This is a genomic window from Roseibium sp. (assembly GCF_039982295.1).
Lineage (GTDB): Bacteria > Pseudomonadota > Alphaproteobacteria > Rhizobiales > Stappiaceae > Roseibium.
In genome coordinates, this window is record NZ_JBDWYP010000055.1 from 38756 (window position 1) to 64873 (window position 26118).

Consider the following 26118-nt stretch of genomic DNA (forward strand, 5'->3'; position numbering starts at 1 on the left):
GGAAGAAGCTGTCTTGGCGGGTCTGATCACGTCCCATCACAAAGCGCTAGCTCCGGTTGCGCCTGGCCCGCAGATCCATCAGCATGGCCGACAAGCATCAAACACGATGAGGACCAGATGGCGCGCTTGGGTGGTTGGATCCGCTATATACTTCAGGGAGGACCGCCGGAAAGCGGCCTGCCGACCCGGGTGCGGGAGGAAATCCATCAGCGTGAAATCGCTTCGGAGCGCCTGATCGGCTGGGTGCAGCTGGTAATCGTCCTGTTTTTTTCGGCCCTTTATGCAGTCGCGCCCAAGGCGGAAGGAAGCAGTGGCTTCAACTTCGTGCCTCTGGCGCTTGGCGGCTACTTCCTGTTCACGATCGCCCGTCTCGCCCTGTCTTACCGGGTAGAGCTGCCAAAATGGCTTTTGCTCTTGTCGATCGCGGTCGATATGGCGCTGCTCGTTGGCCTGATCTTTTCCTTTCACATCCAGTATGGCCAGCATCCGACCTTCTATCTGAAGGCTCCGACGTTGATGTATGTGTTCATCTTCATCGCCCTTCGTGCCTTGCGCTTCGACCCGCGGTTTGTCCTGACAACCGGTCTTGTTGCGGTTGTCGGTTGGCTCGGTCTCGTCACCTATGCGGTCCTGGCTGATATGGATCACATGCGGGTGACCCGCAATTACGTGGACTACCTGACCGGCAACACGATCCTGATTGGCGCAGAACTAGACAAGACGATGGTGATCCTGATGGTCACGGGCGTTCTGAGTGCTGCCCTTTACAGGGGCAGGGTTATGCTCTTCGAAGCGACGCGCGATCAGGCTGCCGCGACCGATCTGCGCCGTTTCTTTGCACCGGAGGTTGCGACCTCCATCACGACATCTGAAGCCGCATTGATCGCCGGGCAGGGTAGCGTTCGCAATGCTGCGATCCTTTATCTCGACATCCGCTCCTTCACAGCGACCGCGAGCACGCTGCCGCCCGAAAAAGTGATGACGGTGCTTGCAGCCTACCAGGAGCTCGCGCTCGAGATCATCCAGGAAGAGGGTGGCCGGGTCGACAAGTTCCTGGGCGACGGCATTCTCGCTACCTTCGGCGCGGTGATGCCGTCTTCGACCTATGCGGCAGATGCAGTACGGACTTCAAGGCGGCTGGTGACAGAGATCGCCGCTCAGCAATCGCGCTTTACAAAGGCAGGCTGGCCCGAGCTTCTGCGCGTCGGCACAGCCGTGGCAGCCGGCTCGATCATGGTGGGAACCGTTGGCAGCACGGACAGGCTTGAGTTCACGGTGATCGGGGACGCGGTGAACCGGGCCGCGAAACTGGAAGACGCCAACAAGCATCAACGCAGTGCCGCCCTGACCGACGGCAAGACCTACGCTCTTGCAAGAGAGCAGGGCTACACCGGACCGGAAGCCGAGCAGCGACCGGCCGTCCTGGTGCCTGGACTTGGCAATCCGGTCGATCTCGTGGTTCTCGCTTAAGTTCGCCAGACAGCCCTCAGCTGCAACCGTCCAGCCTCTCCCTTAACGGCATCAGCCTCTTGACCGAAAGCGTCTTTGGGTTCATTTTGAACTTTCTATTGACGTAATAGTCAATTTATCAATGAAAATCATTTAAAAACAATGATTTGAATCATAAATTGATTTGGAGGAAAGATGCAGTTGAATCAAACGATCGCAGCCGTTGTCACTGGCGGCGCATCAGGGTTGGGCGCGGCGACCGCTCATATGCTGGCCCGTGAAGGTGTAAGGGTCACGATTTTCGATCGGGACAAGGAGCAAGGCGAGGTCACAGCCGAAGAGATTGGCGGTCTCTTCGTTGAAGTTGACGTAACCAATCAGGAAAGCGTTGAAACCGGCTTTGCGGCCGCTCGCCATGCCCACGGCGTGGAGCGCATTCTCGTCAATTGTGCGGGCATTGCACCTGTCGCGAAGACCGTGTCACGCGGTGAGCCACATCCGATGGACATGTTCGAGAAGGTGATTGCCGTCAACCTCGTCGGATCCTTCCGTTGTACCTCGTTGGCTGCAGCGGCCATGGCGGCGCAGGAGCAGATCAACGAAGACGGCGCACGTGGGGTCGTTATCTCGACCGCATCTGTGGCAGCCTTTGACGGCCAGGTTGGGCAGGTCGCCTATGCCGCGTCCAAGGCAGGCATTGCCGGAATGACCCTGCCGATTGCACGCGATCTGTCTCAATCCGGCATAAGGGTCATGACCATCGCGCCCGGCATCTTCGAAACGCCGATGCTGTTGGGCCTCTCTCCGGAGGTGCAGGACAGCCTTGGCAAACAGGTGCCGTTTCCCTCGCGCCTCGGTCGGGCCACGGAATATGCCCAGCTCGTCAGATCCATTTGCGAGAATGAGATGCTCAACGGCGAGACAATCCGCCTCGACGGCGCAATCCGCATGGCGCCGCGTTGAGACGAGGGGCGGCGCATCATCGCCGCCCTCGATCGTTGCCTAAAGCGTTCTGCCCAGGCGCAATCCGTCATAGACGGCCGCGTGGGTGTTGCGGGCCGCGACAGCGTCGCCGATACGGAACAGCTGATAGCTGCCGTCCGGGTTCGATGTAACGGTCTGAGCCACGCCATCTATGAGGGACTGGTAGTCCACTTCACCCTGGTTCGACGCGCCTGGCCTCAGTTCGAAATAGAGCTCGTCCAGCGGCCGTGTGCCGTGATTGACCACGATCTGGTCGAGGCGTCTTTGTTTTGTGAAATCTCCGTAATCGCTGCCAACTTCGGCCAGTAGTTCGTTGCCATCTCGGCTTGCCGAGCGAAGTCGCCACGTCACGGTGAATGTCGTGTCGAGCTTTTGCAGGGACCGCATGTAAGGGACGAGGTTCATCGCCATGACTTCGGGGGCGAAGGAGCGGTCCGGTGTCATGATTTCCACCTTTGCGCCGGTTGCCGCGATTTTCTCCGCTGCCATAAGGCCGGAATGATCGCCCGCGTCATCATAGACCAGGACATTCGACCCCGGCTTGACGTCGCCAGACAGGATATCCCAGGCCGAAACGACCAATTCATTACCGGATAGAAGCACTTCGGTATGTGGCAGGCCGCCGGTTGCGATGACGATGACGTCCGGGTCGTCTTCGAGAGCAGTGGAGGTGTCGACAAAGCTATTGAAGCGAAATGTGACCCCGAGACGTGTGCACTCCTGAAAACGCCAGTCGATAATGGAGATCATCTCGCGGCGCCGTTCGCTCAGCGACGTCAGGCGGATCTGGCCACCGGGGTTGTTGGCAGCTTCATGAACGATAACTTCGTGTCCGCGTTCGGCTGAAACGCGAGCGGCCTCCAGGCCCGCAGGCCCGGCGCCGACGATGACAACGCGTTTTGGAACTTCAGACTTTGCGATCTGGTGCGGCTGCTGCAACTCGCGGCCGGTCGATGGGTTGTGAATGCAGTAGGCGGCACCGCCCTGATAAATGCGATCAAGACAATAGTTAGCACCGACACAGGGCCGGATCCGTTCCTCTTCCCCGGCCAGGATCTTGGCGACAATATGGGGATCGGTCATATGCGCCCGGGTCATGCCGACCATGTCGAGCTTGCCGCTGGCAATAGCGTGACGTGCGGTGGCAACATCGGGGATTTTGGCCGCATGGAACGTCGGGAATCTCGTTGCCGCGCGTATCTCGCCTGCGAAATCGAGATGCGGCGCATTGCGCATGCCTTGAACCGGAATGACATCGGTCAATCCGGGATCCGTATCGATGTGGCCCCGGATGATGTTGAGGAAATCCACCAACCCGCTGTTCTTCAGCTTGTGGGAAATCTCCATTCCGTCTTCCTTGGTGAGGCCGCCGGGCAGGTCCTCATCACCCGAATATCGGATGCCAACGATGAATTCTGTCCCGACACGCTCCCGGATCGCCCGAAGGATGTCGAAAGTGAAGCGCATCCGGTTGTCGAGGTCGCCGCCATAGGGCCCATCGAGATTATTGGTCAGCGGAGAGGCAAATTGTTCAACAAGATGGCCGTAGGATTCCAGCTCGATTCCGTCCAGACCAGCTGCCTTCATGCGCTCCGCAGCGTCGGCATAATCCGTGATGATCCGCGCGATATCCCAGTCTTCAGCCTGTTTGGGAAAGGCCCGATGCGCTGGCTCACGCTCGTGGCCTGCTGAAATGACCGGAAGCCAGTCGGCCTTGTCCCAACGGGTCCGCCGGCCCAGATGGGACAGCTGGATCATGACCGCCGCGCCGTGATCGTGACACTCGTCGGTGAGTTTCTTCATCCAGCCGACGACTTCGTCTTTCCAGGCCAGGATATTGTTGAAGACCGGAGGACTGTCCCTCGAAACGGATGCCGAGCCCGCGGTCATGGTGAGCGCGACACCTGCCTTTGCCCGTTCCACGTGATAGGCGCGATAGGTGTCCTTGGGCATGCCGTCTTCCGGATAGGCAGGCTCGTGGGACGTGATCATCACCCGGTTGCGCAACGTCAGATGCTTGAGCTGGAACGGCTGGAGGAGGGGATCGCTCGACATTTGGGCCTCGGCTTCGGCTAAAGACATGCTTAGTACAGTTGAAAATATACATGACTGTCAAGTTTATGATCACTGATGTCGGTTTTGTTGCGTCGCGCGGCGGAAATCGCATATAGAAGGCAGTATGGATATCGAGGACAGCAGGCCGAGCGCAGCAGAAGATGCGACCATCAAGGACGCAGCCACCAAAGACGCAGGCTGGCGTGGTTCGCGAGACCTATGGCTGAAGGCCGCGCTGTCTGCGCTGATGGAAGGCGGCGTGGATGCGGTGAAAATTCAGCCGCTGGCGAGCCAGCTCAACCTCTCGCGCACAAGCTTCTACTGGTTCTTTGAAAACCGCACGTCTTTGCTGGCAGCTTTGCTGGATCACTGGGACGGGAAAAACACGACGGCATTGGTCAAGGCAAGCGAGGCTTATGCGGAGACGCCAGCCGAGGGCATGCTCAACGTGATTCACTGCTTTCTGGAGCAGGAGGCCTTTGATCCAAAGCTTGAATTTGCGGTCCGTGGCTGGGCCCTGCAGTCAGATGAGGTGATGTCGCGGGTCAACAGCACCGACGAACTGCGTCTTGCTGCGCTCGTTCGCCTGTTGCAGCGGCAAGGCTTTGAGGAGGCGGAAGCCGACGCGCGGGCGCGCACGGTCTATCTCACTCAGATCGGGTATATTTCCATGCAGGTGCGCGAACCTATGCAGGAACGCATGGCACGCGTTCCCGCTTATGTGCGCATTTTCTGTGGTGAGGCCGCAACCGGTTCCGAACTCGCCCGTTTCCGCTCGCGTCTCGGCCTGGAAGCGACCTAAGCCTCTCCTAGAGCTTTGACAGAAGCGCTGGCGTCGGCCAGGCGTCGGCGGGCATGCCGAGTTGCTTCTGGACGTTTTGCACGGCATCTCGGGTCTTGCTGCCGAGGATGCCGTCCACCTTGCCGACGTCGTATCCCATCGACTTGAGCTTGGTCTGCAGCTGCTTCATCTGGACATCCGACAGTCCCTTGTCCGGGCTTCCCGCTTCATAGCGCTGTGCGCCGGCAAGGCGCGTTGCGAAATAGGCCGCCGATGTCGTGTAAATGAATGACTGGTTCCATTCCAGATAGATGTCGTAGTTCGGATAGGCGAGGAATTTCGGTCCCTTGCGTCCCTGTGGCAGGATCAGCGAAGCTGGCAGGTTCGAAATCTTGCCGCTCCGGGCTTTGACGCCCATGCGCGACCAGTCACTGCCGTTCTTGCGCTTGCCCAGACCGGTCGTTTCCCAGGCGAAGTTTGAAGGTACGGTGACCTCCTGCAGCCAAGGCTGTCCTCGTTGCCATCCCAGGTTCTGGATGAATGCGGCCGCGGTCAAAATTGCGTCGGGCGAGCTGGCCTTCAGGTTGACATGGCCATCGCCATCCCCGTCCTTGCCGAACTTGATGATATCCTCGGGCAACATTTGAACCTGACCGATTTCACCAGCCCAGGCGCCGGTCATGGTCCGTGGATCCAGGTCGCCGTTCTGCACCATGTGGATGGCACCAATGAGCTGCGGGCGAAACAGCTCGGGGCGGCGGCAATCGTGGGCGAGGGTTGCCAGGGCATTGACCGTGTTGAAGTCGCCTTGCACGGCGCCGAAGTCTGTTTCCAGGGCCCAAAAGGCAGTGATGACCGGAGCAGGTACGCCATAGTCGCTCTCGGCACGGCTGAAGACACCGCCGAACTGTTTCATTCTGGCTGCGCCGTTTTTCATCCGATAGCCGGAAATGGCGCGCTTGGAAAACGTCAGGAAGTCGAGCTTGAAAACGCCCTGAGCCCGGTCTCTCGAGAGAACCTTGCGATCAATCTGCGCGTTGGCAAGTGTCCGATCAGCGGCGCGGGCGGAAAGGCCCATGGAAACCGCCTCTTGTTTCACGCCTGCCAGAAATTGACGGAAATCACCGCCACATTGCGCTGCGTGAGCCGCTGGTGCGGTCGCGGTGAGGATGAGGGCGGTGATCGGAGCGAACAATCTGGCGCGAGTCATGAAATCTCTCTGGTCAAAGGAAAATGCAGTGGCAACAATAAATGCGGCAAGCATATGGCGCCTAGTTGACGGTGACACGTCAGCAAGGTCAACCGTCTTGAACACCTTCTCCACCAACTGGGATGGTCCGTGGTCCACCCCAGTTGGTTTGATCGCCGGGTTGCGGCTAGCGGTAGATCAGCGTCGGCAACCACATGGACAGCGCCGGGACGAAGGTAACCAGCAGCAAGACCAGAACGAGCGGCACCAGGAATGGCATGGTGGCCGAAAGACAGCGTTCGAAGGGAATCTTCGACACGCGCGACAGCACGTAGAGCACCATGCCGACCGGAGGCGTCAGCAGGCCAATCATCAGGTTCAGGACCATGACAACGCCGAAGTGCACCGGGTCGACGCCCACATGAGTGACGATCGGGAGCAGCACCGGAACAAGGATCGTGATGGCGGCAACCGTCTCCAGGAAACAGCCGACGACGATCAGGATGATGTTGATCAATGCCAGAACAATAATCGGGTTCTCGGATACCTGAAGGATGAGGCCTGCGAACTGTTCTGTCACCCGGTTCGACGTCAGGATCCAGGCGAAGATCGAAGCACCTGCGACGATGAAGAGCACCACTGATGTCGTCTCGATCGTGTCGAAAGAGACTCTGAGAAAGCGTTTCAGGGTCAATGTCCGGTAGACGATAACACCCAGGAACAAGGCCCATGCACAGGCGGCGATTGCGGCTTCCGTCGGTGTGAAAACGCCGAATAGAATGCCGCCAACGATAATCACTGGTGTCAGCAGGGACAGGAAAGCCTGCTTGAAGGTGACGCCTAGCACGTTCCAGTGAAAAGCCTGGTCCCTTGGATAGTTGCGGGTTCTTGCGTACCACGCGACCATGATCATCAGAGCGACAGCCATCAGCAGGCCCGGGATGAAACCGGCTGCAAACAACTGGCCGATGGAGGCGCCTGCCATGACGCCGTAGATCACCATGGGCAGGGAAGGGGGGATGATCGGTCCAATGGTCGACGAGGCTGCTGTGATGCCGACGGCGAAGCCGGGGTCGTACTTCGCGTCACGCATGGCCTTGATCTCGATGGCTCCGAGACCGCCTGCGTCGGCGACAGCGGCACCCGACATTCCGGCGAAAATAACCGATGCACCGATATTCACATGTCCAAGTCCGCCTCGCATCCAGCCGATCATCGCCCGCGCGAAGGCGAAGATTCGGTTGGTGATGCCGGCGGTGTTCATGAGGTTGCCCGCCAAAATGAAGAAGGGCACGGCCAGAAGCGCAAAACTGTCGACCCCGTTGATCATCCGGTGAACAACGACGACATCGGGAACCTGTCCCGTTACCAGAATGAAGGCGAGGGAGGATCCGGCGAGCGCGATTCCAACAGGTACGCCCACGATGATAAGGCCGAACAACAGGCCAAAAAGCATAAGAAGCGCCATGGGTTCACTCCGATCCTGTCGCGGGTTCGTCCAGTCGCTCCGGATCGATCAGGTGGCTGGTGCCCGAGCGCAGATGTTTGATAAGGATCCAGATGGCCAGAAGACACATGCAGGCAAAGCAGATGGAAACGCCCCAATAAACGTAGGACTTGCTGACTTCGATCGAGACCATCTTCTGCCGGGTGCGTTGCGCGAGCCGCATGCAGGTCATCGCCATCGTGCCGTAAAAGATGATCGAGACCAGATCGACACCGAATTGAAGCGCCCGGCGGAGCCCTCTGGGAAACCAGCGATAGAAGATTTCGACCGCGATCATGCTTTCCTTGCGCACGGCCATCACGGCCCCGATGAAGGTCACGGCGATCAGAAGATAGCGAGCGATCTCCTCGGTCCAGCCAAGGGAGTCGTTGAGAACGTAACGCGTAAAGAACTGAAGAAAGACAACAGAAAAGAGCAACCAGAAAATGAGAAGAACGAGGCTGTCGTGCCAGCGAAGGTCGCTGAGGTCGATCGGCTCTTCTTCCAGTTCAATCTGATGCTGCGGCATACCGGGCGCGGTCATGCAGCACTCCCCGACTTGGAACCGTGATTCAGAGAATTGTGACGAGGTGGGAAGGTCCGGGCATGGAGCCCGGACCTGATTTGTCTCTTAGAGTGCCTGCAGCGCGTCGTACTGGTCTTGGCTCCAGGTTGCGTCAGGGCCGTTGTGAAGCGGCATTGTCACCTCACGGAACGGAGCACGGTCAACGACATTGACGGTGTTGCCCTGTTCGGTGAACCAGTCTGCCAGAGACGCTTCGTTCTGCTGAATGTCGGCGGTGCAGCCGGCAGCTGCTTCCTTGAGAACCTCGATCAGGATCTGGTAGTCGGCATCGTCCATCTGGTCACGGGCCGGCCCGCCCACGATCGTCAGAAGCGAGTCCGTGATGTGACCGGTCAGGTTGATGTTCGACTGTACCTCATAGAACTTCTTGGCCTGAATGGTGGTCAGTGGATTTTCCTGAGCATCAACCGTGCCCTGCTGCAAAGCCAGATAGACTTCGGAGAAGGCGATCGGGGTCGGGTTCGCACCGGCGCCCTTCGGGAACATCATGTAGAGCGGTGCATTGGGCACGCGGATCTTGAGGCCCTTCATGTCGTCCGGGCCGAGAATCGGCTTGTTGGACGTCACGTGGCGCTGGCCGTAATAGGTCAGGGTGATGGCATGATTGCCCGAAGCGTCCAGATAGCCGGCTGCCATGTCCTGAAAGAGCTCGGAATCGCGATAGGCTGCCCAATGATCATAGTCGCGGAACATGTAAGGCGCGCCGCCGATGGCCATCGGGCCGTAAGACCGGCCGGCGAAGGACTGTCCGGTGTAGATGATATCTACCGTGCCAAGTCCCAGGCCCTCATTGATGTCGGTTTCTTTGCCGAGTGATGATGCCGGGAAGACCTCTATATCGTAGCGATTGTCAGTCCGTTTGGCCAGCTCCTCACCTGCCCAGACGGCCCAATTGTGGTAAGGCTCAGTCGTTTCATAGACATGTGCCCACTTGAGAGACTTCTCTGCCTTGGCAAATGTCGGGGCGCCGAAGGCCATCAAGGTTGCCGCAACAACACTGGTCGCAAGCGCGGCTCTTCTGCTGAATTTAGTGGTCATTTATGTTCCTCCCAGAGCAAAATTAAAACGATTTAAATTCTCCCAAGTCTAATTTTTCCTGAAAGTTGTCGTTAGATCAAGTGCATAATTGAGAAGTTGTTGTGACGATTATGCAGGATGATGATTTGTGCATTGCAATAATTCAACAAGATGAATTGTAGAATAGTTCCAATGTAATCTGACTGCGCAAACGGTTTGCCGAGGGTTCGCGTCGCTAGAATATCGGCGAGTTCGGCTGTTAACGGCAGTTGAGACCGGAAGCGCCGGATCTTGCCCCTAATGGCGCGCGCGAACTGCTGCCAGCCACCCCGGCGCGAGAGCGGCATTTGACGGAAGGGTCACCTAACGTGCTTGGTCTGTGCGTCACGCCAGAAGTCTCGTTCCGGCAGATCTGATAAGCCATGTCGTAGAGGGCCTGCCAGCCGCCAGGATAGGCCGCGAGATTGTCGAGCACGGCCAACGCGCCGCCTGCTCTTGCGCCGCGACGAGCCCCGCCCGGGCCTCTCCATGCGCCACCAGCGACAGCACCTTCCATGCCGCCCGCGACGATATCTCCGGTCGGATCGCCGTTGCCACGATAACTGTCCGCATAGGCACGCGCATATGCGTCGCAGTTCGGCCCCTGAGGCACGGCAGGTAGCGGGATTGGAAGCGCGTCTGGCTCAGGCAAGCTGTCAGCCATGAGGTCATTAGGCGCATAAGAGCTGATCAACGCAGCGGCAAGAAGGCCCTTGCAACTCAAGTTGCAGATCCTTCTTCTTGACTTGCCGAGAGGGCGCATGCAGCTATCCTTGTGCCTCGTTGGACGCGTCTCACCGGTACACTGCAGGGATTGCGCAGGGCTTGCGGCGGACATTCTTGATGAAGATTGTCAGGCAAGGGCTTAACATCCGGATAGTTTTACTCTTTAAATGCTAGCGAACAAAGAGCCGGGCAGGGCAAGGGGGATCTGAAACCCTCCTGATGCGGCCGTGGTGACACCGATCACGAGGGGATCAATTCATGAAACGTATCTTGTCCGCCCTGACGCTTGGCGCCGGACTGGGCGCTGCCGTTCTGACCGGCACCGCCGCACCAGCTGCTGCCGAAAGCCTCAAAGTCGGTTTTCTGGCGACGCTGTCCGGCCCGCCTGCAGTTCTCGGCCAGCACATGCGTGACGGTTTCCTGCTGGCTGTAAAGCAGGCCAACGGTCGTCTGGGGGGCATTGAGACGGAAGTCATAGTGGTCGATGATGAGCTCAAGCCTGATGGTGCGATCACCAAGGTTCAGGGGCTCCTGGAGCGCGACAAGGTCGACATCATGGCCGGCGTCGTTTTCTCCAACGTGATGATGGCGGTCTACAAGCCCATCATCCAGTCCGAGACGATTTTCATCGGTGCCAACGCAGGTCCGTCCCCGATTGCTGGCCGCGGCTGTAGCCCGTATTTCTTCTCTACGTCCTACCAGAACGACCAGAACCACGAAGTTATGGGTCGTTATGCCAGCCAGAAAGGCTACGACAAGGTCGTCGTGATGGCTCCGAACTATCAGGCTGGCAAGGATGCCGTTGCAGGCTTCAAGCGGCACTATTCTGGAACGGTGGCGCAGGAAATCTACACCAAGCTGGGTCAGCTGGACTTTTCCGCGGAACTTGCACGTATTGCGGATGAACAGCCCGATGCGCTTTTCACCTTCATGCCTGGCGGCATGGGTGTGAACCTCGTCAAGCAGTACTCCCAGGCAGGCCTCAAGGACGTGATCCCGTTCCTCTCGACCTTCACCGTGGATGAGACGACGCTTCCGGCGACAAAGGACATGGCAGTCGGTCTTTACTCCGGCGCTGAATGGGCCTCGGACATCGACAATGAAGCGAATGCCCGTTTCGTCCGTGCATTCGAAGCCGAATACGGTTATCCGCCCTCGCTCTACGCGGCTCAGGGCTACGACGCGGCCCGGCTGATCGATGGCGCTGTTTCCATGGCAGGTGGCGTTCAGGACAAGAAGTCACTCTTGTCGGCCCTTGCCGCAGCACCCTTCGAAAGCGTTCGCGGCGACTTCCGCTTCAACAACAACCAGTTCCCGATCCAGGACTTCTACCTGGTCGAGGCTGTGAAGCGTGCAGAGGGCAAATACGTCACGCAGCTCGTCGAAAAAGTCTTCGATGATGTTGGCGATGCCTACTCCGGCTCCTGCCACATGAAGTAAGGCGAAAAGCCAGAAAACCGGGGTCCGGACCGATTGGTGCGGACCCTCTCTGTTTGTAGCGTCATTTTCTGCCTGTCGGGAAAATCTCTTGAGCGTCACCCTTCTGGCCGTCCAGACCCTCAACGGGTTGCAGCTCGGCATACTCCTGTTCCTGATTGCGGCTGGTCTTACGCTCGTTTTCGGAGTGATGGACTTCATCAATCTGGCCCATGGCGTGCAATATATGCTCGGCGCCTATCTGGCAGTTGCCTGCTATCAGTTGACCGGCTCTTTTTGGTTGGCGGTCATCCTCGCCCTGGCTGCTGCTCTCATTTGTGGTCTCCTGCTTGAATTCCTGGTCTTCCGACATCTCTACAACCGAGACCATCTCGATCAGGTGTTGGCGACGTTTGGTGTGATCCTGTTTCTGAACGAGGCGGTGAAGGTGCTTTGGGGGGGCGCGCCCCTTTCTCTGCCGGTTCCCGAGTTGCTGGACGGCTCGATCCAGTTGATGGCGAACTTCGCCTATCCTGTCTTTCGCATTGCCCTGATTGTCACAGGGCTCGCCGTCGCGGTGCTGCTCTATGTGCTTGTGACCAAGACCCGCATTGGCATGCTGGTGCGCGCGGGCGCGACAAATCCGGATATGGTCGCGGCGCTGGGCATCAACATCCGGCGGCTGTTCATGCTCGTTTTCGGTTTCGGTGCGATGCTTGCCGGGTTCGCCGGCATCATGGCCGCGCCCATCCTGTCCGTTGAGCCGGGTATGGGCGACAATCTCCTGATCCTTGCCTTTGTTGTTATCGTGATTGGCGGCATAGGTTCGATCCGCGGTGCATTCTTGGCGGCTTTGATCATCGGGCTTGTTGATACGCTCGGACGGTCCTTTGCCACGGATATTGCAAGAGTGCTGTTGCCACCGGCAGCGGCCAATGACGTTGGCCCCGCCATTGCCTCCATGTTGATCTACATTCTGATGGCGGGTGTTCTGTTCTTCAGGCCAAGCGGGCTCTTTCCGGTGCGCAGCGCATGACCGGCCCTTTCTTCAAAAACACGGTCTTGCCGATTGCGCTCTTTGCCGCATTGGCGTTGGTGCCGGCCTATGCAGACGTCTTCGATGACCGCTTCGTCCTTTTGTTTTTCACGCGCATCCTGGTCTTTGCGATCGTGGCGATCAGCCTGGATTTCATTCTGGGGCTGGGCGCCATGGTCAGTTTCGGACACGCTGCCTACATCGGATTTGGCGCCTACGCGGTTGCAATCCTCTCCGAGCATGACATCTGGGACGCCTGGATTTCCTTTCCTCTCGCAATGGCGGCAGGCGGGCTCTTTGCGCTTGTAACCGGTGCTATCAGCCTGAAAACCCGCGGTGTCTATTTCATCATGATCACGCTGGCCTTCGGTCAGATGGCCTATTTTACGGCGACGTCCCTGTCGGCCTACGGGGGGGACGATGGGCTGACCATGTGGGGTCGGTCTGAACTGTTTGGCACAGGACTGTTCACCGGAGATGCCTCGTTCTATTACCTCGTCTTCGGCGTGCTTGCGGGAGCGTATTTGCTGTTGCGTACCTTTGCAGCGTCCAGGTTCGGGCGTGTGCTAAAAGGGGCCAAACAAAGCGAACCTCGTCTCGAAGCCATGGGCATCGATCCCTATCGATATCGATTGGCTGCCTATGTCATTGCCGGGATGATCGCAAGTGTCGCGGGCGCGCTGATGGCCAACCAGGCTGAATTCGTCTCGCCGGCCTATATGTCCTGGCACCGGTCCGGCGAGTTGATTGTTATGGTCATCCTTGGAGGGCTTGGTTCACTCCATGGCGCGATCCTTGGCACCATTGCCTTTATGGTTCTGGAGGAGGTGCTCTCCGGTTACTCAGAACACTGGCGGCTCGTCTTCGGTCCGTTGTTGATACTGGTCGTGCTTTATGGTCGCGGCGGGCTGATGGGCTTGATATCTGGACAGATCGGCCGGAAGAGCAGGGGAGAGGCAGACCAATGACCGCTCCTGTTCTCGAACTGAAAGACCTCAACAAGGCTTATGACGCACTTCAGGTGACCAGGAACCTTTCCCTTGAGGTGTTTCCGGGCGAAATCCACGCTGTGATCGGCCCCAATGGCGCGGGCAAGACAACCCTGATCGGCCAGATCTCGGGCGCAACGCCGTCAGACAGCGGGAAGGTTCTTTTTGGCGGCACAAACGTGTCAGGCTGGTCTGTCGCGGAGCGCGCCAAGGCGGGTCTCGGTCGCACGTTTCAGATCACTGCGATCCTGCCCGAGTTCACAGTGCTGGAAAATGTGGCGCTAGGGGTTCAGGCCCATGAGGGCCACTCGTTCCGGTTCTTCCGCAATGCTGCACGTGACCAAGGTTTGAACGAGAAAGCAGCGTCGATCCTGGCTGACGTCGGATTGGCCGATCGTGCGCGCCTGCGAGCTGGAAACCTGAGCCACGGCGAAAAGCGTATGCTCGAGCTGGCGCTGGCACTTGCATGCGAACCCAAGCTGCTGATCCTCGATGAGCCCATGGCTGGAACCGGGCCGGAGGAAACCGCGAGACTGATCGAACTCCTTCTGGCGGTGAAGGCGCGTTGCCCGATGCTTCTCGTCGAACATGACATGGACGCGGTCTTCCAACTGGCCGACCGTATCTCGGTGCTGGTTTATGGCGAAATCATTGCCAGCGGCACGCCGGAGGAGATCCGAGCCGATCCCAGGGTACGCGAAGCCTATCTGGGGGAGGAAGTACCTGCATGAGCATTCTTCTTCAGGTCGACAATCTGCAGGCCGGATACGGCGAAGCTCAGGTTCTGTTTGATGTGTCGCTGACCATCCGCTCCGGGGAAGTGGTGACCCTTATGGGGCGCAACGGCATGGGCAAGACGACAACGATCAAGAGCCTCATGGGCATGATCGCCGCGAAGGCGGGAAAGGTTGCGATCGAGGGGCGCGACATGACCGGCCAGCCATCCTACCAGGTCGCAAAGGCTGGACTTGGGTTGGTTCCGGAGGGGCGTCAGATTTTTCCGACACTGAGTGTCGAGGAAAATCTCGTTGCGACCTCCGCTCGCTCCAGCAGGGCAGAGGCATGGGACCTGACCGCGGTCTATGAGCTCTTTCCGCGGCTTGAAGAACGCCGTCGCAATCTGGGCAGTCAGCTTTCGGGCGGCGAACAGCAGATGCTGGCAATCGGCCGCGCGCTCATGACCAATCCCAAGCTGCTGATCCTGGATGAGGCCACCGAAGGCCTCGCACCACTGGTGCGGGCCGAGATCTGGGAATGCCTGGAAACCTTGAAATCCCGTGGCCAATCCATCCTGATCGTCGATAAGAATGTCTCGGCGCTTGAAAAGCTGGCAGAGCGTCATGTGATCCTGGAAAAAGGCCGCACCGTCTGGACCGGCAGCGCGGCCGATCTGAAAGCCGCTCCGGAACTACGTGAACGTTATCTCGGCGCGTGAGGCATCACTTCGCTCCTTGCCGTTCTCCATTGATTTGACCCATCACGCTCGCGGCGATCTCGAAGGAGCGTTTGCGCGATTGGTGGTCGTGGATCTGGCCGGTGAAGATCAGTTCATCCGGTTGATAGGTCGCGATCAGCTCCTGCAGCTTCGCCTTGACGGTTTCTGGGGCCCCGACGGCTGAGATCCGCAGGGCGTCTTCCACCATTTCAATGGCGACGGGACCAACCAGCGCCTCGAGATCGGCGACAGGTGCGGGCAATGGGCCATGCCTGCCGGTGCGCCGGTTGATAAAGGCCTGCTGCATGGAGGTTCTAAGATAGACACCTTCCTCGTCCGTATTGGCAGCAAATATGTTGGCGGCCATCAAGAAATGCGGCTTTTCAAGATACTTTGTTGGGCGGAATGAGCGCCGGTAGATCTTGCTCGCGTTGGACAGCTCCGCAGGGGCAAAATGAGAGGCGAACGCATAGGGCAGCCCGTAGTGGGCGGCCATCTGCGCGCCATAGGTGCTGGAGCCCAGTATCCAGACCGGGACTTTGGTGCCGACGCCGGGGACAGCAATAATTTGCGTGCCATCGGCCGGATCGTCCAGATAGGCCATCAACTCCAGAACGTCTTCAGGGAAATTGTCCGCGTTGTCCAGAGAGCGGCGCAGGGCGCGGGTCGTCTGCATATCTGTTCCGGGAGCACGGCCAAGGCCCAGATCGATCCGATCCGGATAAAGCTCTGCCAACGTGCCGAATTGCTCGGCGATGACAAGCGGGGCATGGTTGGGAAGCATGATGCCACCCGAGCCGACACGCATGGTCGAGGTCGCCCCGGCAACATGCCCGATCAGAACCGCAGTCGCAGCCGATGCTATCCCGCGCATGTTGTGATGCTCCGCCATCCAGTAGCGTTTGTAGCCGAGAAGTTCCGCGTGTTGAGCCAGGTCCTTCGTGTTGGCCAGTGCCTCTCGGACGCTGTGACCGGCCGGAACAGGGGAGAGATCAAGGAGGGAAAAGGGGATCATGAAAGACCTTTGTCTTGCCTGTATTATCTCTGCTGACAGAGTGTTGATCAGCAAATAGGAACGCTCGGTCCAAATTGTTAGACCCGGCTCTTGTATTTGGAACCGACCGGTCCAATATGCCCTCCATGATCAAGGATTGTTGTCAATCAAACTCCGAGACGCAGGCGTCTGCCAAGGCCACATGTGGCCCGGGCCGTCCTCGTGCCTTCGATGAGGCAGAAGTGCTTGATGCGGCGCTCCAGGTTTTCTGGCAGCAGGGGTATGAGGCGACGTCACTTGACGACCTAACGAGCGCGATGGGCCTGTCCCGTTCAAGCTTCTATTCGGCTTTCGGCTCGAAACAGGGTGTTTTCATCGCAGCCTTGAAGAGCTATTCGCAGGCTGCGGTCGAGGCTTTTAAAGAGCTGTCTGAACAGACTTCCGACGATCCTGTTGCCACGATATTGACGGCGCTTGCCAATCCGAATGGCGGGCCGCGCGGCTGCATGCTGGTCAATTGCATTACCGAACTCGCGCCGCATCAGGAAGAGGTGGCCGAGATTGGCCGACAACACCTCAAGCGGATCGAAGATCTTCTTGCACAAGCCATTTCGCCAAACGATCCGGCGTCTGCAAGTGTAAAAGCGCGTGCCCTCTCGGCCTTGGCCATCGGCACATTGACCCTGCGCAAATCCGGCGTCCCGCCGGAGCAGATTTCAGGAACCCTTGACGCGGCGATAGAGCTTTTCACGCCGTAGGGTTTCCGTGAATACCCGGAGTTTTCAGCACCTGTAGGATCCCATGGTGCGGGAAATTCTGGACTAAATGGTCCAAAATTTGGACTCGATACGTCTGGCAATGTCTCGAGGAGACTGGCATGAGCGAATTGAAACTTTTCTCTCCCCTGAGGGCGGGAGAAATCGAACTTGAGAACCGAATTGTTCTGGCACCCCTGACGCGCAACCGGGCACGTGCCGAAGATGACGCGCCCTATGAGATCCATGCCGACTATTACGGCCAACGTGCGAGTGCGGGCCTGCTGGTGACCGAGGCGTCCCAGATTTCACCGCAGGGCAAAGGCTATGCCTGGACACCGGGAATCTATTCCGATGTTCAGATTGACGGCTGGAAAAAGGTCACCGACGCCGTGCACGCAAAGGGCGGCAAGATTGTCATCCAGCTTTGGCACGTTGGTCGTATTTCACACCCCGTGTTGCAGCCAGATGGTGCCGCACCGGTGGCGCCTTCCGCAATAGCCGCCCAGTCCAAGTCCTTTGACGGCGAGCAATTTGTCGATACTCCGGAACCGCGCGCGCTCGAATTTCATGAAATTCCAGCGATTGTCGAGGACTACCGAAAAGCTGCAGCCAATGCGATGAGGGCCGGCTTCGACGGTGTCGAGGTACATGCCGCGAATGGCTATCTCATCGACCAGTTTCTGCGCGACAGCTCCAACAAGCGCGAGGATGTCTACGGTGGCTCGATTGAAAACCGGACACGCTTCCTGAAAGAGGTGATGGACGTGGTAACGATGGAAATCGGGGCCGGCAAGGTCGGTGTCCGCATCAGTCCGTTCTCGGCAGCCAACGATATTTCAGACAGCGACCCGATGGCGCTTTTCAGCAAGGTCGTCGATCTGCTTGATAGCTATGGCCTTGCCTATCTGCATGTCGTCGAAGGCCAGACAGGTGGTTCGCGCGATCTTCCGGAAGGGGCCAGCCTGGCAAAGCTGTACGATCGCTTCTTCGGGCCAATCATGGGCAACAATGGCTATGATCGGCAGATGGCTGTCAACGCAGTAGCCGACGGCAAGGTCGATCTGGTCGCGTTTGGCCGGCCCTTCATTTCCAATCCGGATCTGGTCGAACGACTGAAGGGCGATGCGCCGCTGAACGAGTGGGACCCGTCGACCTTCTATGGTGGTGGTCGTGAAGGCTACACAGATTATCCGACCCTGGCGGCGGTCGAGCCCGTCTAACTCATAAGCTACCAAAGACAACAAGTTACCGCTGCATTGCCTCCGTCATTGCCCCTGATGGACTTCACAACTGGCAAGGCAGCCGACGAAACGACCGGTGCGGCCTTCCTCTCCCGCACCGGTCGTTTTGTATCTGGCGAGGGTGTTGACGACGTCAGGCGACGGTCTTCTTGCGGGTCGCAAAAGGAGTGGTCAGCGCGGCTGCCTTGAGTGGGCCTTCGCTGTCACCGCTATTGAGTACCGTTTGATTGCCGCCCTTGGACTTGGCCCGATGCAGACAGTGATCAGCGATCTCCAGTGCGCGGCTCAGCGGCACCAAGGCATTGCCGCAAAACAGGCCGATGCTCATGGTGACCGTCAGTTGTTGGTCTGAGGCCCGTGACCCTTCAACGGTCAGGTAGCGCGACAGCCGCGTGGCAATAGCGTCCGCTTCGGCTTGCGCGACGCCCGGTAGAAACAGCGCAAACTGATCGTTACGAAGCCGGCAGGCCTCTGGAGCTGCCTTGGCGGTTTCTGAGCAGATGCGACCAACAAGCCGCAGAAGCGCATCATTCATGGCGTTGCCGTAGCGGGTGTTAATGTCTCCCAAATCGTCTATCTCAAGAACCATCAAGGCGTAGGGCGTTGCGGGCGCGTTCATTTTCGCCAGCCGGGATTCTGTCGCGGATTCAAAGGCACGGCGGTTCGAAAGGCCGGTGAGGGGATCGACAAGTGCTTGTTGTGCGAAGGAACCTGTCAGCTGCTCGAACACGGCGATGCCCAATCCAAGGATTTTCAGCATGACGGCAATGATAAGCACAATGATTGTGACCTGCAGCGTGGTGGTTTGAAAGCTGGCTTGGAAGTCTGGAAATGCCCTGCCCAGATGCATCATGATCAGGTTGCCTCGGACAAAGATGTCCAGAGCGAACACAGCCATCAAGAGCAAGGAACTGACCTTCTGCGTTTGTATCGCCTGCCAGCACTGACGGATGCAAAGCCCCATCGCGAGAATACTTGCAAGGTTGACATAGAGCGTGCGCGCAAGCAGATCGTCCCGAAACCACGGGACCAGGTAAAGCCCGAGCCAGCCGAAAGAGAACAGGAAAGGCAGCCAGGGATAGGAAACCTGATCCCGATTCAGCATGCTCAGTGCGTTGGGTCGCAGGCCGAAACCGAAAAGCATCAAGGCGTTGGCAAGTGCAATGCTGAGCAGGTCGGAAATCGATCCGCGCATGCTGACAAGCGTTGCACAAGAGCCGGACAGCAGCATGGCAAACGCCCAAAAACCCCAGCCAAGGCGAATGTGGCGTGGGAAGGACCTCAAGGAGAACGCCAACACCGCAAGTATGAGCGCGCCGGTGTAGTAGGCGATCGTCACGGCCATCAAAAGGGTGGGAGTGTCGAGTTTCATAAAGCGATCCTGAATGTCTGCCGCTCTACTTATGATGAATCAATGCTTAATAATCCACTGCATAGTCGTTTGAAATGACAAGTGTATCGGCCGCGATTGAACTGTTGTTATAGGTTGTACCGCAAGTCCGGTACTCCATCGGCCCCGCGTGCCGTAGATGCGGTCGCGCTTGCTGCAAGACTGCGCATCTCTTGCCCGGGCCTCAAAATCTCGAAATGACAACCGTACCGTGGCGTACTGTTTTTCTGCTTTCCGCCCTTCCGTCTCTTTCAAAAACCTGACAAAACACCAGTTGAGACCAAGGGCTGTTTGGGGATTTCCCCGGGGAGGACAGCCGAAAAGACAAGAAGACCTTTGAGGACGCAAGATCATGCCCCCGTATCGTTCAAGAACCTCGACCCATGGCCGCAACATGGCGGGCGCGCGCAGCTTGTGGCGCGCAACCGGCATGAAGGACAATGATTTTGGCAAGCCGATCATTGCCATCGCGAACTCCTTCACCCAGTTCGTGCCAGGGCATGTACACCTGAAAGATCTTGGTCAGCTGGTCGCACGGGAAGTCGAAAAAGCCGGTGGCATCGCGAAAGAATTCAACACCATCGCGGTCGATGATGGCATCGCGATGGGGCATGACGGCATGCTCTATTCGCTGCCTTCGCGCGAGGTCATCGCCGATGCCGTGGAATATATGGTCAACGGACACTGCGCCGATGCCATTGTCTGCATTTCCAACTGCGACAAGATTACCCCGGGCATGCTGAATGCGGCCATGCGTCTGAACATTCCGGTGGTCTTCGTTTCTGGCGGCCCGATGGAAGCGGGTAAGGTCGTCCTGGAAAACGGCGTGGCGAAGGCGGTTGACCTGGTCGACGCCATGGTCATGGCTGCAGATGACAGTGCGTCAGATGCCGACGTCATGGAAATGGAACAGAACGCCTGTCCGACTTGCGGTTCCTGCTCGGGCATGTTCACGGCCAACTCGATGAACTGCCTCACGGAGGCCCTCGGCCTTGCGCTGCCGGGCAACGGCTCGACACTTGCGACCCATGCAGACCGGGAACGGCTGTTCGTCGAAGCAGGTCATCTGATCGTCGACTTGGCGAAGCGCTACTACGAGCAGGACGACGAAAGCGTCCTGCCGCGGTCCATCGCCAATTTCCAGGCCTTTGAAAACGCCATGACCCTGGACATCTCCATGGGCGGCTCGACCAACACGATCCTTCATCTTCTTGCCGCGTCCTACGAGGGCGAAGTGGGCTTCACGATGGATGACATTGATCGTCTGTCTCGCAAGGTCCCGGTGCTGTGCAAGGTCGCTCCGGCGATCGAGAACATCCATATGGAAGACGTTCATCGCGCCGGCGGCATCATGGGTATCCTCGGCGAACTGGATCGGGCAGGGCACCTGCACTCGGACAATCCGACGGTTCACACGGCTTCCATGAAGGAGGCTCTGGCGCGCTGGGATGTCCGCCAGACAAATTCCGAAAGCGTTCACAAGTTCTACAAGGCAGCGCCCGGGGGTGTGCCGACACAGGTGGCCTTCAGCCAGGAACGCCGTTGGGATGAGCTCGACCTTGATCGCACCTCTGGTGTGATCCGTGATGGCGAGCATGCCTACAGTAAGGATGGCGGCCTCGCAGTTCTCTACGGCAACATCGCCGAGGATGGCTGCGTCGTGAAAACCGCTGGCGTGGACGAGAGCATCTTGACGTTCTCCGGCCCGGCCCGGATTTTCGAGAGTCAGGACAGCGCCGTCAGCGCGATCCTGACCGGCAAGGTTCACGAGGGCGATGTGGTGCTGATCCGCTATGAGGGACCCCGCGGCGGACCTGGCATGCAGGAAATGCTCTATCCCACCAGCTATCTGAAGTCGAAAGGGCTCGGCAAGGCCTGTGCGCTGATCACCGATGGCCGTTTCTCCGGTGGCTCCTCGGGGCTGTCTATTGGCCATATTTCCCCTGAAGCTGCCGAGGGCGGTGCCATCGGTCTCGTGGAAGAAGGCGACACCATCGTCATCGATATCCCGAACCGTGTGATGAAAGTGGACCTCTCGGACGGCGAACTTGCAGAGCGCCGGACACAGATGGACCTGAAGGGTGATGCGGCCTGGAAGCCAGTCGAAAAGCGCAAGCGCAAGATCACCACGGCATTGCGGGCATATGCTGCCCTGACGACCTCTGCGTCAAAGGGCGCCGTTCGCGTCGTGGACTGACGGGCGCAAGACGCAGCTTTTGGATACGGAAGGGCAGGCCGCCGGGCCTGCCTTTTTTCGTTGCGAAACAAACGCGAGCTTGGTTTGGACGCGAAATCTGCCGACGGCAGAGACGTCAGGCCGCCTCCACCCAGGTGCTTGGCGGACAGCCCTTCACCCGCAGAAACTCGCGGTTGAAGTTCGATTTGGTGTTGAAGCCGCTGGTGTACATGGCGGAGGTGACATTTGCGCCGCCCTTCAATTCCTGGCAGGCGTGTTCAATCCTGAAGGTATTGATGTAGCGGGAGACATTCACACCCGAGTAGCCGTTGATCGTGGCTGAAAGCAGCTTTTCGGGCACCTTGAGGCGCCGCGCCATGCGGCCAAGCGTCAGATTCGGATCAAGGTAGATCTTTTCGCCCTTCATCAGGTCTTCAAGCGCGGTGAAGAGGTCTGGGTCTGCGTCATAGGCTTGAGGTCGATCGGAAGTCTGGCCGGTGCCGGAAGCTGCCTCCTTGGTCGAATTGTCTTTGTCGGCGGTGTCTTTCAGCATGTCCGACAGGTTCAAGACACCGATCATCAGCAGGACACCGGACGAAAAAATCGAGATGACCCAGGGGCGCAGCCACTCCTGGCCGGTGGCCATGATCGCAATGATGACGACGTCGCTGAACGCGGACGCCAGCAAGGCCAGTCCCACGACCCGCCACAGAACGAGTGGCCGGTCTCCGTGCTCCAGCCGTATCAGGGGCAGGGCATCCGCGCCGGATAGCGTGGCTTTCAGAAGCAGCGCGGCATAGCCGACATAGGAGGCGACGACCAGGCCATCCATGAAATCGGGCAGGGTGAAAAAACAGATTGCGCCCGCCACAGGACCCAGCATGTGAAACCAGTCCCGCTTCCATGCCAGAGGACGAATGGCGGTGCTGGCGATGGCGAGGTACGCAAGCGCTGGAATCACCATTGCCGTCACGGGTTGCACAGGGCCAAGCCACGAGACCCCGTAGTGCTGGTTGAAGGAGATGATCATGGACTGGATGGCACAGGCCAGGATCAGGACTTGCACCATGACGGGCGTGTCCCGCGCCAGAAACGCACGCAGCCAGACATAGGCCAGAACCAGGGCGGCAAACATGGAAATGGGTAGAACTGGCATGGCACCGATCGCGCTTGAACCTGATTGGCCTTGTCCCAGATCCGGTTTCAGGACGACCTTGAACCGGATTTAGGACGCATTTCGTCTCACGTTTCAACAGTCTCCATCCTGTGATCCACCACAGGAAAGACCAATTCGATGAAACACCTTCTTTTCGCCGCTGGCCTTCTTGGTTCTGTCGTCACCGGAGCCAATGCCGAAACGCTCAGTGGCTATGACCGGTTTGATATCAAGGCCAGTCATCGCAGCCAACTTATCCAGGGGTCTGTCTGGTATCCTGCCGGTTCCAAAACCTATGCGGTGCCGATTGGCGACAATCCTCTGTTTCATGGGACGAAGGCCCTCATAGGGCCAATGATTGCGGACGGGAAGTTCCCGCTCGTTGTGCTCTCCCATGGCTCTGGTGGCAATATGGACAGCCTCGGTTGGCTCTCGTCAGAGCTGGCGCTGCGCGGTGCGATGGTACTGGCGGTCAATCACCCGGGCAGTACCTCTGGTGACAGTTCCCCGCGGCGGTCCACGCGCTTTGCCGACCGGGTTCATGACTTGTCGGCTGCGCTGGATTTTTTTCTGAATGATCAGGAGTTTGGTCCTAAGGTCGATCGGTCCAGAATTTTCTCACTCGGCTTCTCGCTGGGCGGTGGCGCGGCGCTCCAAAGCATTGGCCTGACGCTTGAGGCCTCCAGGATCGGGGACTATTGCGCCGAAAATCCGCTAGCGCCGGGCTGTGACTTCTTATGGCAAGGGCGGCGTTGATTTCCGGAATGTTGACATCGAACTGACCGACGGAAACTATGGCGATCCGAGGTTCGCCGGTACCATCGCAGTCGATCCGGGCTGGCCATATGCGTTTACCGACGAGAGCATCGCCTCGATGGAAAAACCGGTGCTTCTGATCAATCTGGGATCGCAAGAGACCCTGCCGTTTCAGGTGAACGTTGGACAACAGGGAAGCGGAATGGCGGATCGCTTGCCAAACGCCACTCACCTTGAAATAGCGCCGTCCAACCATTTCTCTTTTCTTGCGCTTTGCAAGGACAAGGCACGCTTCATTCTGCAGGAGGAGGGCGAGGATCCGATCTGTGACAATCCGGCGGGGTCAGATCGAGCAGTTGTCCATCAGCAGGTGATCGACGCGGTATCTGACTTCCTGCAGCTCAGTGGTGAGCAGGGAAACTAGGAGCAAGAGCGTTTGCAGGCGGCGGCTGGAAAAGCCGTCGTCTTCCCTTGTCCGCATGAGCTTAAACAGCAAAGCTTGCAATTTCAGGCAGCTACAGCATATGGCAGAGTGAGAGTTGCCCCACAACAGACCGCTCGTCGTCATCCGGACATCGTTTCACATATGGATTCTCTGACACAATTCGTTCTTGGTGCCGCCGTGTCGACCGTCGTTCTTGGCAAGAAGCTCGGTCCGAGAAAAACGGCGCTCGTAGGTGGCGTTCTTGGAACCTTGCCGGATCTGGATGTATTCATTCCTTTTGACGACCCGGTCGATACTTTCGTGTTCCACCGTGGATGGACACATTCTCTCTTTGTCCATGGCTTGGCGGCTCCGCTGATTGGAGAGGGGCTTGTAAGGCTGTTCAAGGGACTACGAGATCATCGTTGGATGACCTGGCTGGTCGTGTTTCTATGCCTGTCGACCCATGCGCTGCTGGATGCAATGACCATCTACGGCACCCGGCTTCTCTGGCCTGTTTACCCCGAGCCCCTGGGCGTCGGGTCCATCTTCATCATTGATCCGCTCTACACGCTCCCACTGCTTGGAATCGTCCTCTGGGCATTGTTCAAGAAGGATTGGTCGAAGGGCTTTTCACGCGGTATAGCGGCGGCAGTGGTCTTCAGCACGGCCTATCTTGGCTTTGGTGTCGCGGTTCAATCCCATATGGAAAACCGGGCCAGGGACGTTTTTGCCGAAGCCGGGATCGAGCCGGATCAGATGATGGCGCTGGCAGCTCCTTTCAATTCCGTTCTGTGGAAGGTGATCGGCATCGAAAACGGCACCTATCACAACCTTTATCTATCGCTCCTCGATGATGATGCTCCGGCCAAAATCTATAGTCATCCACGGCGTCCCGATCTGACTGCTTGCCTTGAGGACAACGAGGCCTTTGAGAAGCTGGCTTGGTTTAGCCGCGGGTACTTCAAGGCCGAGATGGTCGAAAATCAGGTCGTTGTTTCGGACCTCAGGATGGGCATGACGCCGGCCTATGTGTTTCGCTTCGCCGTTGCAGAGCAGACTGGTGACCGGGCACAGGCCATTTCCCCGAAACGCGAAATGAGCCACAGAGCGCTATCAAATGGGGATGGCGATTGGATGCTCGCACGGCTCTTGGGGCAGCAGGCAGTTCGGGCAGCAGAGGCCGTTGAGGGCCTGGACGTCAGCGACGTAATGACCTGCGATGTCGAAGCGCCGACACAGCCTGCAGGCTAGGGTTGAACCCGATTGGCATGAGCTGAAAACCCCGCTTCTGCCTCGGGCATTTGACGCTCCTGGATAGCGCTCGTATCCGCTCTATAGGTATTACTAGCTATGTTGGAATTTACTAAGCGTTTATCCGCGTGGACCTAGACTTCTGGCAGTCCATCCTGACTGAAAAATCCAGATATTCCGCGGAAAACACAGCAGATAGTCATGCCAAGAAACGTTACGGTTACTGGGGTCGAAAGAACCTTCGGCGACAACGATATCATTGTCAGCAAAACCAATTTGAAGGGTCATATCACTTACGCGAATGATGTTTTTCTTAAAATCGCTGACTACACGGAAAAGGAAGTCCTCGGTCAGCCGCACAGTCTGATCCGGCATCCCCAGATGCCGCGGTGCGTCTTCAAGTTGTTGTGGCAAACGGTTGAGGCGGGGCAGGAGATCTTTGCCTATGTCATCAATCGGACCAAGTACGGCGATCACTACTGGGTCTATGCCCATGTTACACCGAGCAGAGACAGGTCCGGTCGTGTCATTGGCTATCATTCGAACCGCAGGGTTCCTGATCGCAAGATCCTCGAAGCTCAGATTATCCCGCTTTATCGCGATCTTCTACGTGAGGAAACACGTCACGGTGACCGCAAGGCCGGCATGCTGGCCGGGGAGCAGATGATGATGGATCTGCTCGCGCGTGAAGGCGTCGCCTACGATGAATACATCGCAACGCTGGGAAAACCTCACTTGCGCGCGAGCCGCGAGGGACAGCCGCCCCATCCCCGTGACCAGG

At 58.1% G+C, this 26118-nt stretch carries 23 protein-coding genes and 1 pseudogene; 15 read left to right on the top strand and 9 right to left on the bottom strand.

From position 1 onward, the window contains the following. The first annotated feature begins 117 nt into the window (after window positions 1-117). On the top strand, window positions 118-1470 hold the full coding sequence (locus ABJZ52_RS11850) for an adenylate/guanylate cyclase domain-containing protein (protein WP_348185733.1): 1353 nt from the start codon (window positions 118-120) through the stop codon (window positions 1468-1470). 174 nt (window positions 1471-1644) lie between these two features. Next, window positions 1645-2412, top strand: a complete 768-nt coding sequence (locus tag ABJZ52_RS11855) for an SDR family NAD(P)-dependent oxidoreductase (protein ID WP_348185730.1) — start codon at window positions 1645-1647, stop codon at window positions 2410-2412. Between the two features lie 39 nt (window positions 2413-2451). Here the strand turns inward: ABJZ52_RS11855 and ABJZ52_RS11860 are convergent, their stop codons facing one another. Next, on the bottom strand, window positions 2452-4488 hold the full coding sequence (locus ABJZ52_RS11860) for an NADH:flavin oxidoreductase (RefSeq protein WP_348185727.1): 2037 nt from the start codon (window positions 4486-4488) through the stop codon (window positions 2452-2454). Between the two features lie 124 nt (window positions 4489-4612). On the opposite strand from ABJZ52_RS11860, the gene ABJZ52_RS11865 reads away from it, so the two are divergent. Further along, a complete protein-coding gene (locus ABJZ52_RS11865) occupies window positions 4613-5290 on the top strand; it encodes a TetR/AcrR family transcriptional regulator (protein WP_348185725.1) in 678 nt (225 codons plus the stop codon). Between the two features lie 7 nt (window positions 5291-5297). Here the strand turns inward: ABJZ52_RS11865 and ABJZ52_RS11870 are convergent, their stop codons facing one another. From ABJZ52_RS11870 to ABJZ52_RS11890, 5 genes are all read right to left on the bottom strand, one after another. Beyond that, a complete protein-coding gene (locus ABJZ52_RS11870) occupies window positions 5298-6479 on the bottom strand; it encodes a lytic murein transglycosylase (protein WP_348185722.1) in 1182 nt (393 codons plus the stop codon). Window positions 6480-6645: 166 nt separating this feature from the next. Then, the gene (locus tag ABJZ52_RS11875; protein WP_348185720.1) at window positions 6646-7926 is read right to left on the bottom strand and encodes a TRAP transporter large permease; all 1281 of its coding nucleotides are present in this window, start codon (window positions 7924-7926) and stop codon (window positions 6646-6648) included. Between the two features lie 4 nt (window positions 7927-7930). Continuing rightward, the gene (locus ABJZ52_RS11880) at window positions 7931-8488 is read right to left on the bottom strand and encodes a TRAP transporter small permease (protein ID WP_348185717.1); all 558 of its coding nucleotides are present in this window, start codon (window positions 8486-8488) and stop codon (window positions 7931-7933) included. Window positions 8489-8575: 87 nt separating this feature from the next. Continuing rightward, complete coding sequence (locus tag ABJZ52_RS11885; protein WP_348185714.1) at window positions 8576-9568, bottom strand: sialic acid TRAP transporter substrate-binding protein SiaP; 993 nt, start codon at window positions 9566-9568, stop codon at window positions 8576-8578. 238 nt (window positions 9569-9806) lie between these two features. Beyond that, window positions 9807-10310 (bottom strand): hypothetical protein, encoded by a 504-nt coding sequence (locus tag ABJZ52_RS11890; protein WP_348185711.1) that lies wholly within the window; start codon window positions 10308-10310, stop codon window positions 9807-9809. 260 nt (window positions 10311-10570) lie between these two features. Between ABJZ52_RS11890 and ABJZ52_RS11895 the strand changes: the two genes are divergently transcribed. The 5 genes from ABJZ52_RS11895 to ABJZ52_RS11915 all read left to right on the top strand — a co-directional run bounded on the left by ABJZ52_RS11895 (window position 10571) and on the right by ABJZ52_RS11915 (window position 15188). Beyond that, entirely contained in the window at window positions 10571-11752 is a 1182-nt protein-coding gene (locus ABJZ52_RS11895; protein WP_348185708.1) for an ABC transporter substrate-binding protein, read from the top strand. An 88-nt stretch (window positions 11753-11840) separates the two neighbouring features. Next, window positions 11841-12764 (top strand): branched-chain amino acid ABC transporter permease, encoded by a 924-nt coding sequence (locus ABJZ52_RS11900; protein WP_348185705.1) that lies wholly within the window; start codon window positions 11841-11843, stop codon window positions 12762-12764. Beyond that, window positions 12761-13732 carry a branched-chain amino acid ABC transporter permease gene (locus ABJZ52_RS11905; protein ID WP_348185703.1) on the top strand — a complete coding sequence of 324 codons (972 nt, stop codon included), beginning with the start codon at window positions 12761-12763 and terminating at the stop codon, window positions 13730-13732. The genes ABJZ52_RS11900 and ABJZ52_RS11905 overlap by 4 nt, the downstream gene beginning before the upstream one ends. After that, on the top strand, window positions 13729-14484 hold the full coding sequence (locus ABJZ52_RS11910) for an ABC transporter ATP-binding protein (protein ID WP_348185700.1): 756 nt from the start codon (window positions 13729-13731) through the stop codon (window positions 14482-14484). The genes ABJZ52_RS11905 and ABJZ52_RS11910 overlap by 4 nt, the downstream gene beginning before the upstream one ends. After that, complete coding sequence (locus ABJZ52_RS11915; protein ID WP_348185697.1) at window positions 14481-15188, top strand: ABC transporter ATP-binding protein; 708 nt, start codon at window positions 14481-14483, stop codon at window positions 15186-15188. The genes ABJZ52_RS11910 and ABJZ52_RS11915 overlap by 4 nt, the downstream gene beginning before the upstream one ends. A gap of 4 nt (window positions 15189-15192) precedes the next feature. Here the strand turns inward: ABJZ52_RS11915 and ABJZ52_RS11920 are convergent, their stop codons facing one another. Then, window positions 15193-16203 (bottom strand): LLM class flavin-dependent oxidoreductase, encoded by a 1011-nt coding sequence (locus ABJZ52_RS11920; RefSeq protein ID WP_348185695.1) that lies wholly within the window; start codon window positions 16201-16203, stop codon window positions 15193-15195. Window positions 16204-16319: 116 nt separating this feature from the next. On the opposite strand from ABJZ52_RS11920, the gene ABJZ52_RS11925 reads away from it, so the two are divergent. Next, entirely contained in the window at window positions 16320-16940 is a 621-nt protein-coding gene (locus tag ABJZ52_RS11925; protein ID WP_348185693.1) for a TetR/AcrR family transcriptional regulator, read from the top strand. A 119-nt stretch (window positions 16941-17059) separates the two neighbouring features. After that, window positions 17060-18160 (top strand): alkene reductase, encoded by a 1101-nt coding sequence (locus ABJZ52_RS11930; RefSeq protein ID WP_348185690.1) that lies wholly within the window; start codon window positions 17060-17062, stop codon window positions 18158-18160. A 154-nt stretch (window positions 18161-18314) separates the two neighbouring features. Here ABJZ52_RS11930 and ABJZ52_RS11935 read toward each other — a convergent pair whose 3' ends face one another. After that, a complete protein-coding gene (locus ABJZ52_RS11935) occupies window positions 18315-19553 on the bottom strand; it encodes a GGDEF domain-containing protein (RefSeq protein WP_348185688.1) in 1239 nt (412 codons plus the stop codon). Window positions 19554-19923: 370 nt separating this feature from the next. On the opposite strand from ABJZ52_RS11935, the gene ilvD reads away from it, so the two are divergent. After that, window positions 19924-21768 carry a dihydroxy-acid dehydratase gene (gene ilvD, locus ABJZ52_RS11940; protein ID WP_348185685.1) on the top strand — a complete coding sequence of 615 codons (1845 nt, stop codon included), beginning with the start codon at window positions 19924-19926 and terminating at the stop codon, window positions 21766-21768. A 115-nt stretch (window positions 21769-21883) separates the two neighbouring features. On the opposite strand, the gene ABJZ52_RS11945 is transcribed toward ilvD, so the two are convergent. Then, window positions 21884-22903, bottom strand: a complete 1020-nt coding sequence (locus ABJZ52_RS11945; RefSeq protein WP_348185682.1) for a helix-turn-helix domain-containing protein — start codon at window positions 22901-22903, stop codon at window positions 21884-21886. A 138-nt stretch (window positions 22904-23041) separates the two neighbouring features. Here ABJZ52_RS11945 and ABJZ52_RS11950 point away from each other — a divergent pair, with 138 nt between their 5' ends. The 4 genes and pseudogenes from ABJZ52_RS11950 to ABJZ52_RS11965 all read left to right on the top strand — a co-directional run. Then, the gene (locus tag ABJZ52_RS11950) at window positions 23042-23659 is read left to right on the top strand and encodes an alpha/beta hydrolase (RefSeq protein ID WP_348185679.1); all 618 of its coding nucleotides are present in this window, start codon (window positions 23042-23044) and stop codon (window positions 23657-23659) included. Further along, complete coding sequence (locus ABJZ52_RS11955) at window positions 23631-24083, top strand: hypothetical protein (RefSeq protein WP_348185676.1); 453 nt, start codon at window positions 23631-23633, stop codon at window positions 24081-24083. The genes ABJZ52_RS11950 and ABJZ52_RS11955 overlap by 29 nt, the downstream gene beginning before the upstream one ends. 162 nt (window positions 24084-24245) lie before the next feature. Then, window positions 24246-25337, top strand: coding sequence for a metal-dependent hydrolase (locus ABJZ52_RS11960; protein WP_348185673.1), 1092 nt, complete (start codon window positions 24246-24248; stop codon window positions 25335-25337). Between the two features lie 201 nt (window positions 25338-25538). Then, window positions 25539-26060 (top strand): annotated as a pseudogene (locus ABJZ52_RS11965) (PAS domain-containing protein); the annotation flags it as partial. Between the last annotated feature and the right edge of the window lie 58 nt (window positions 26061-26118).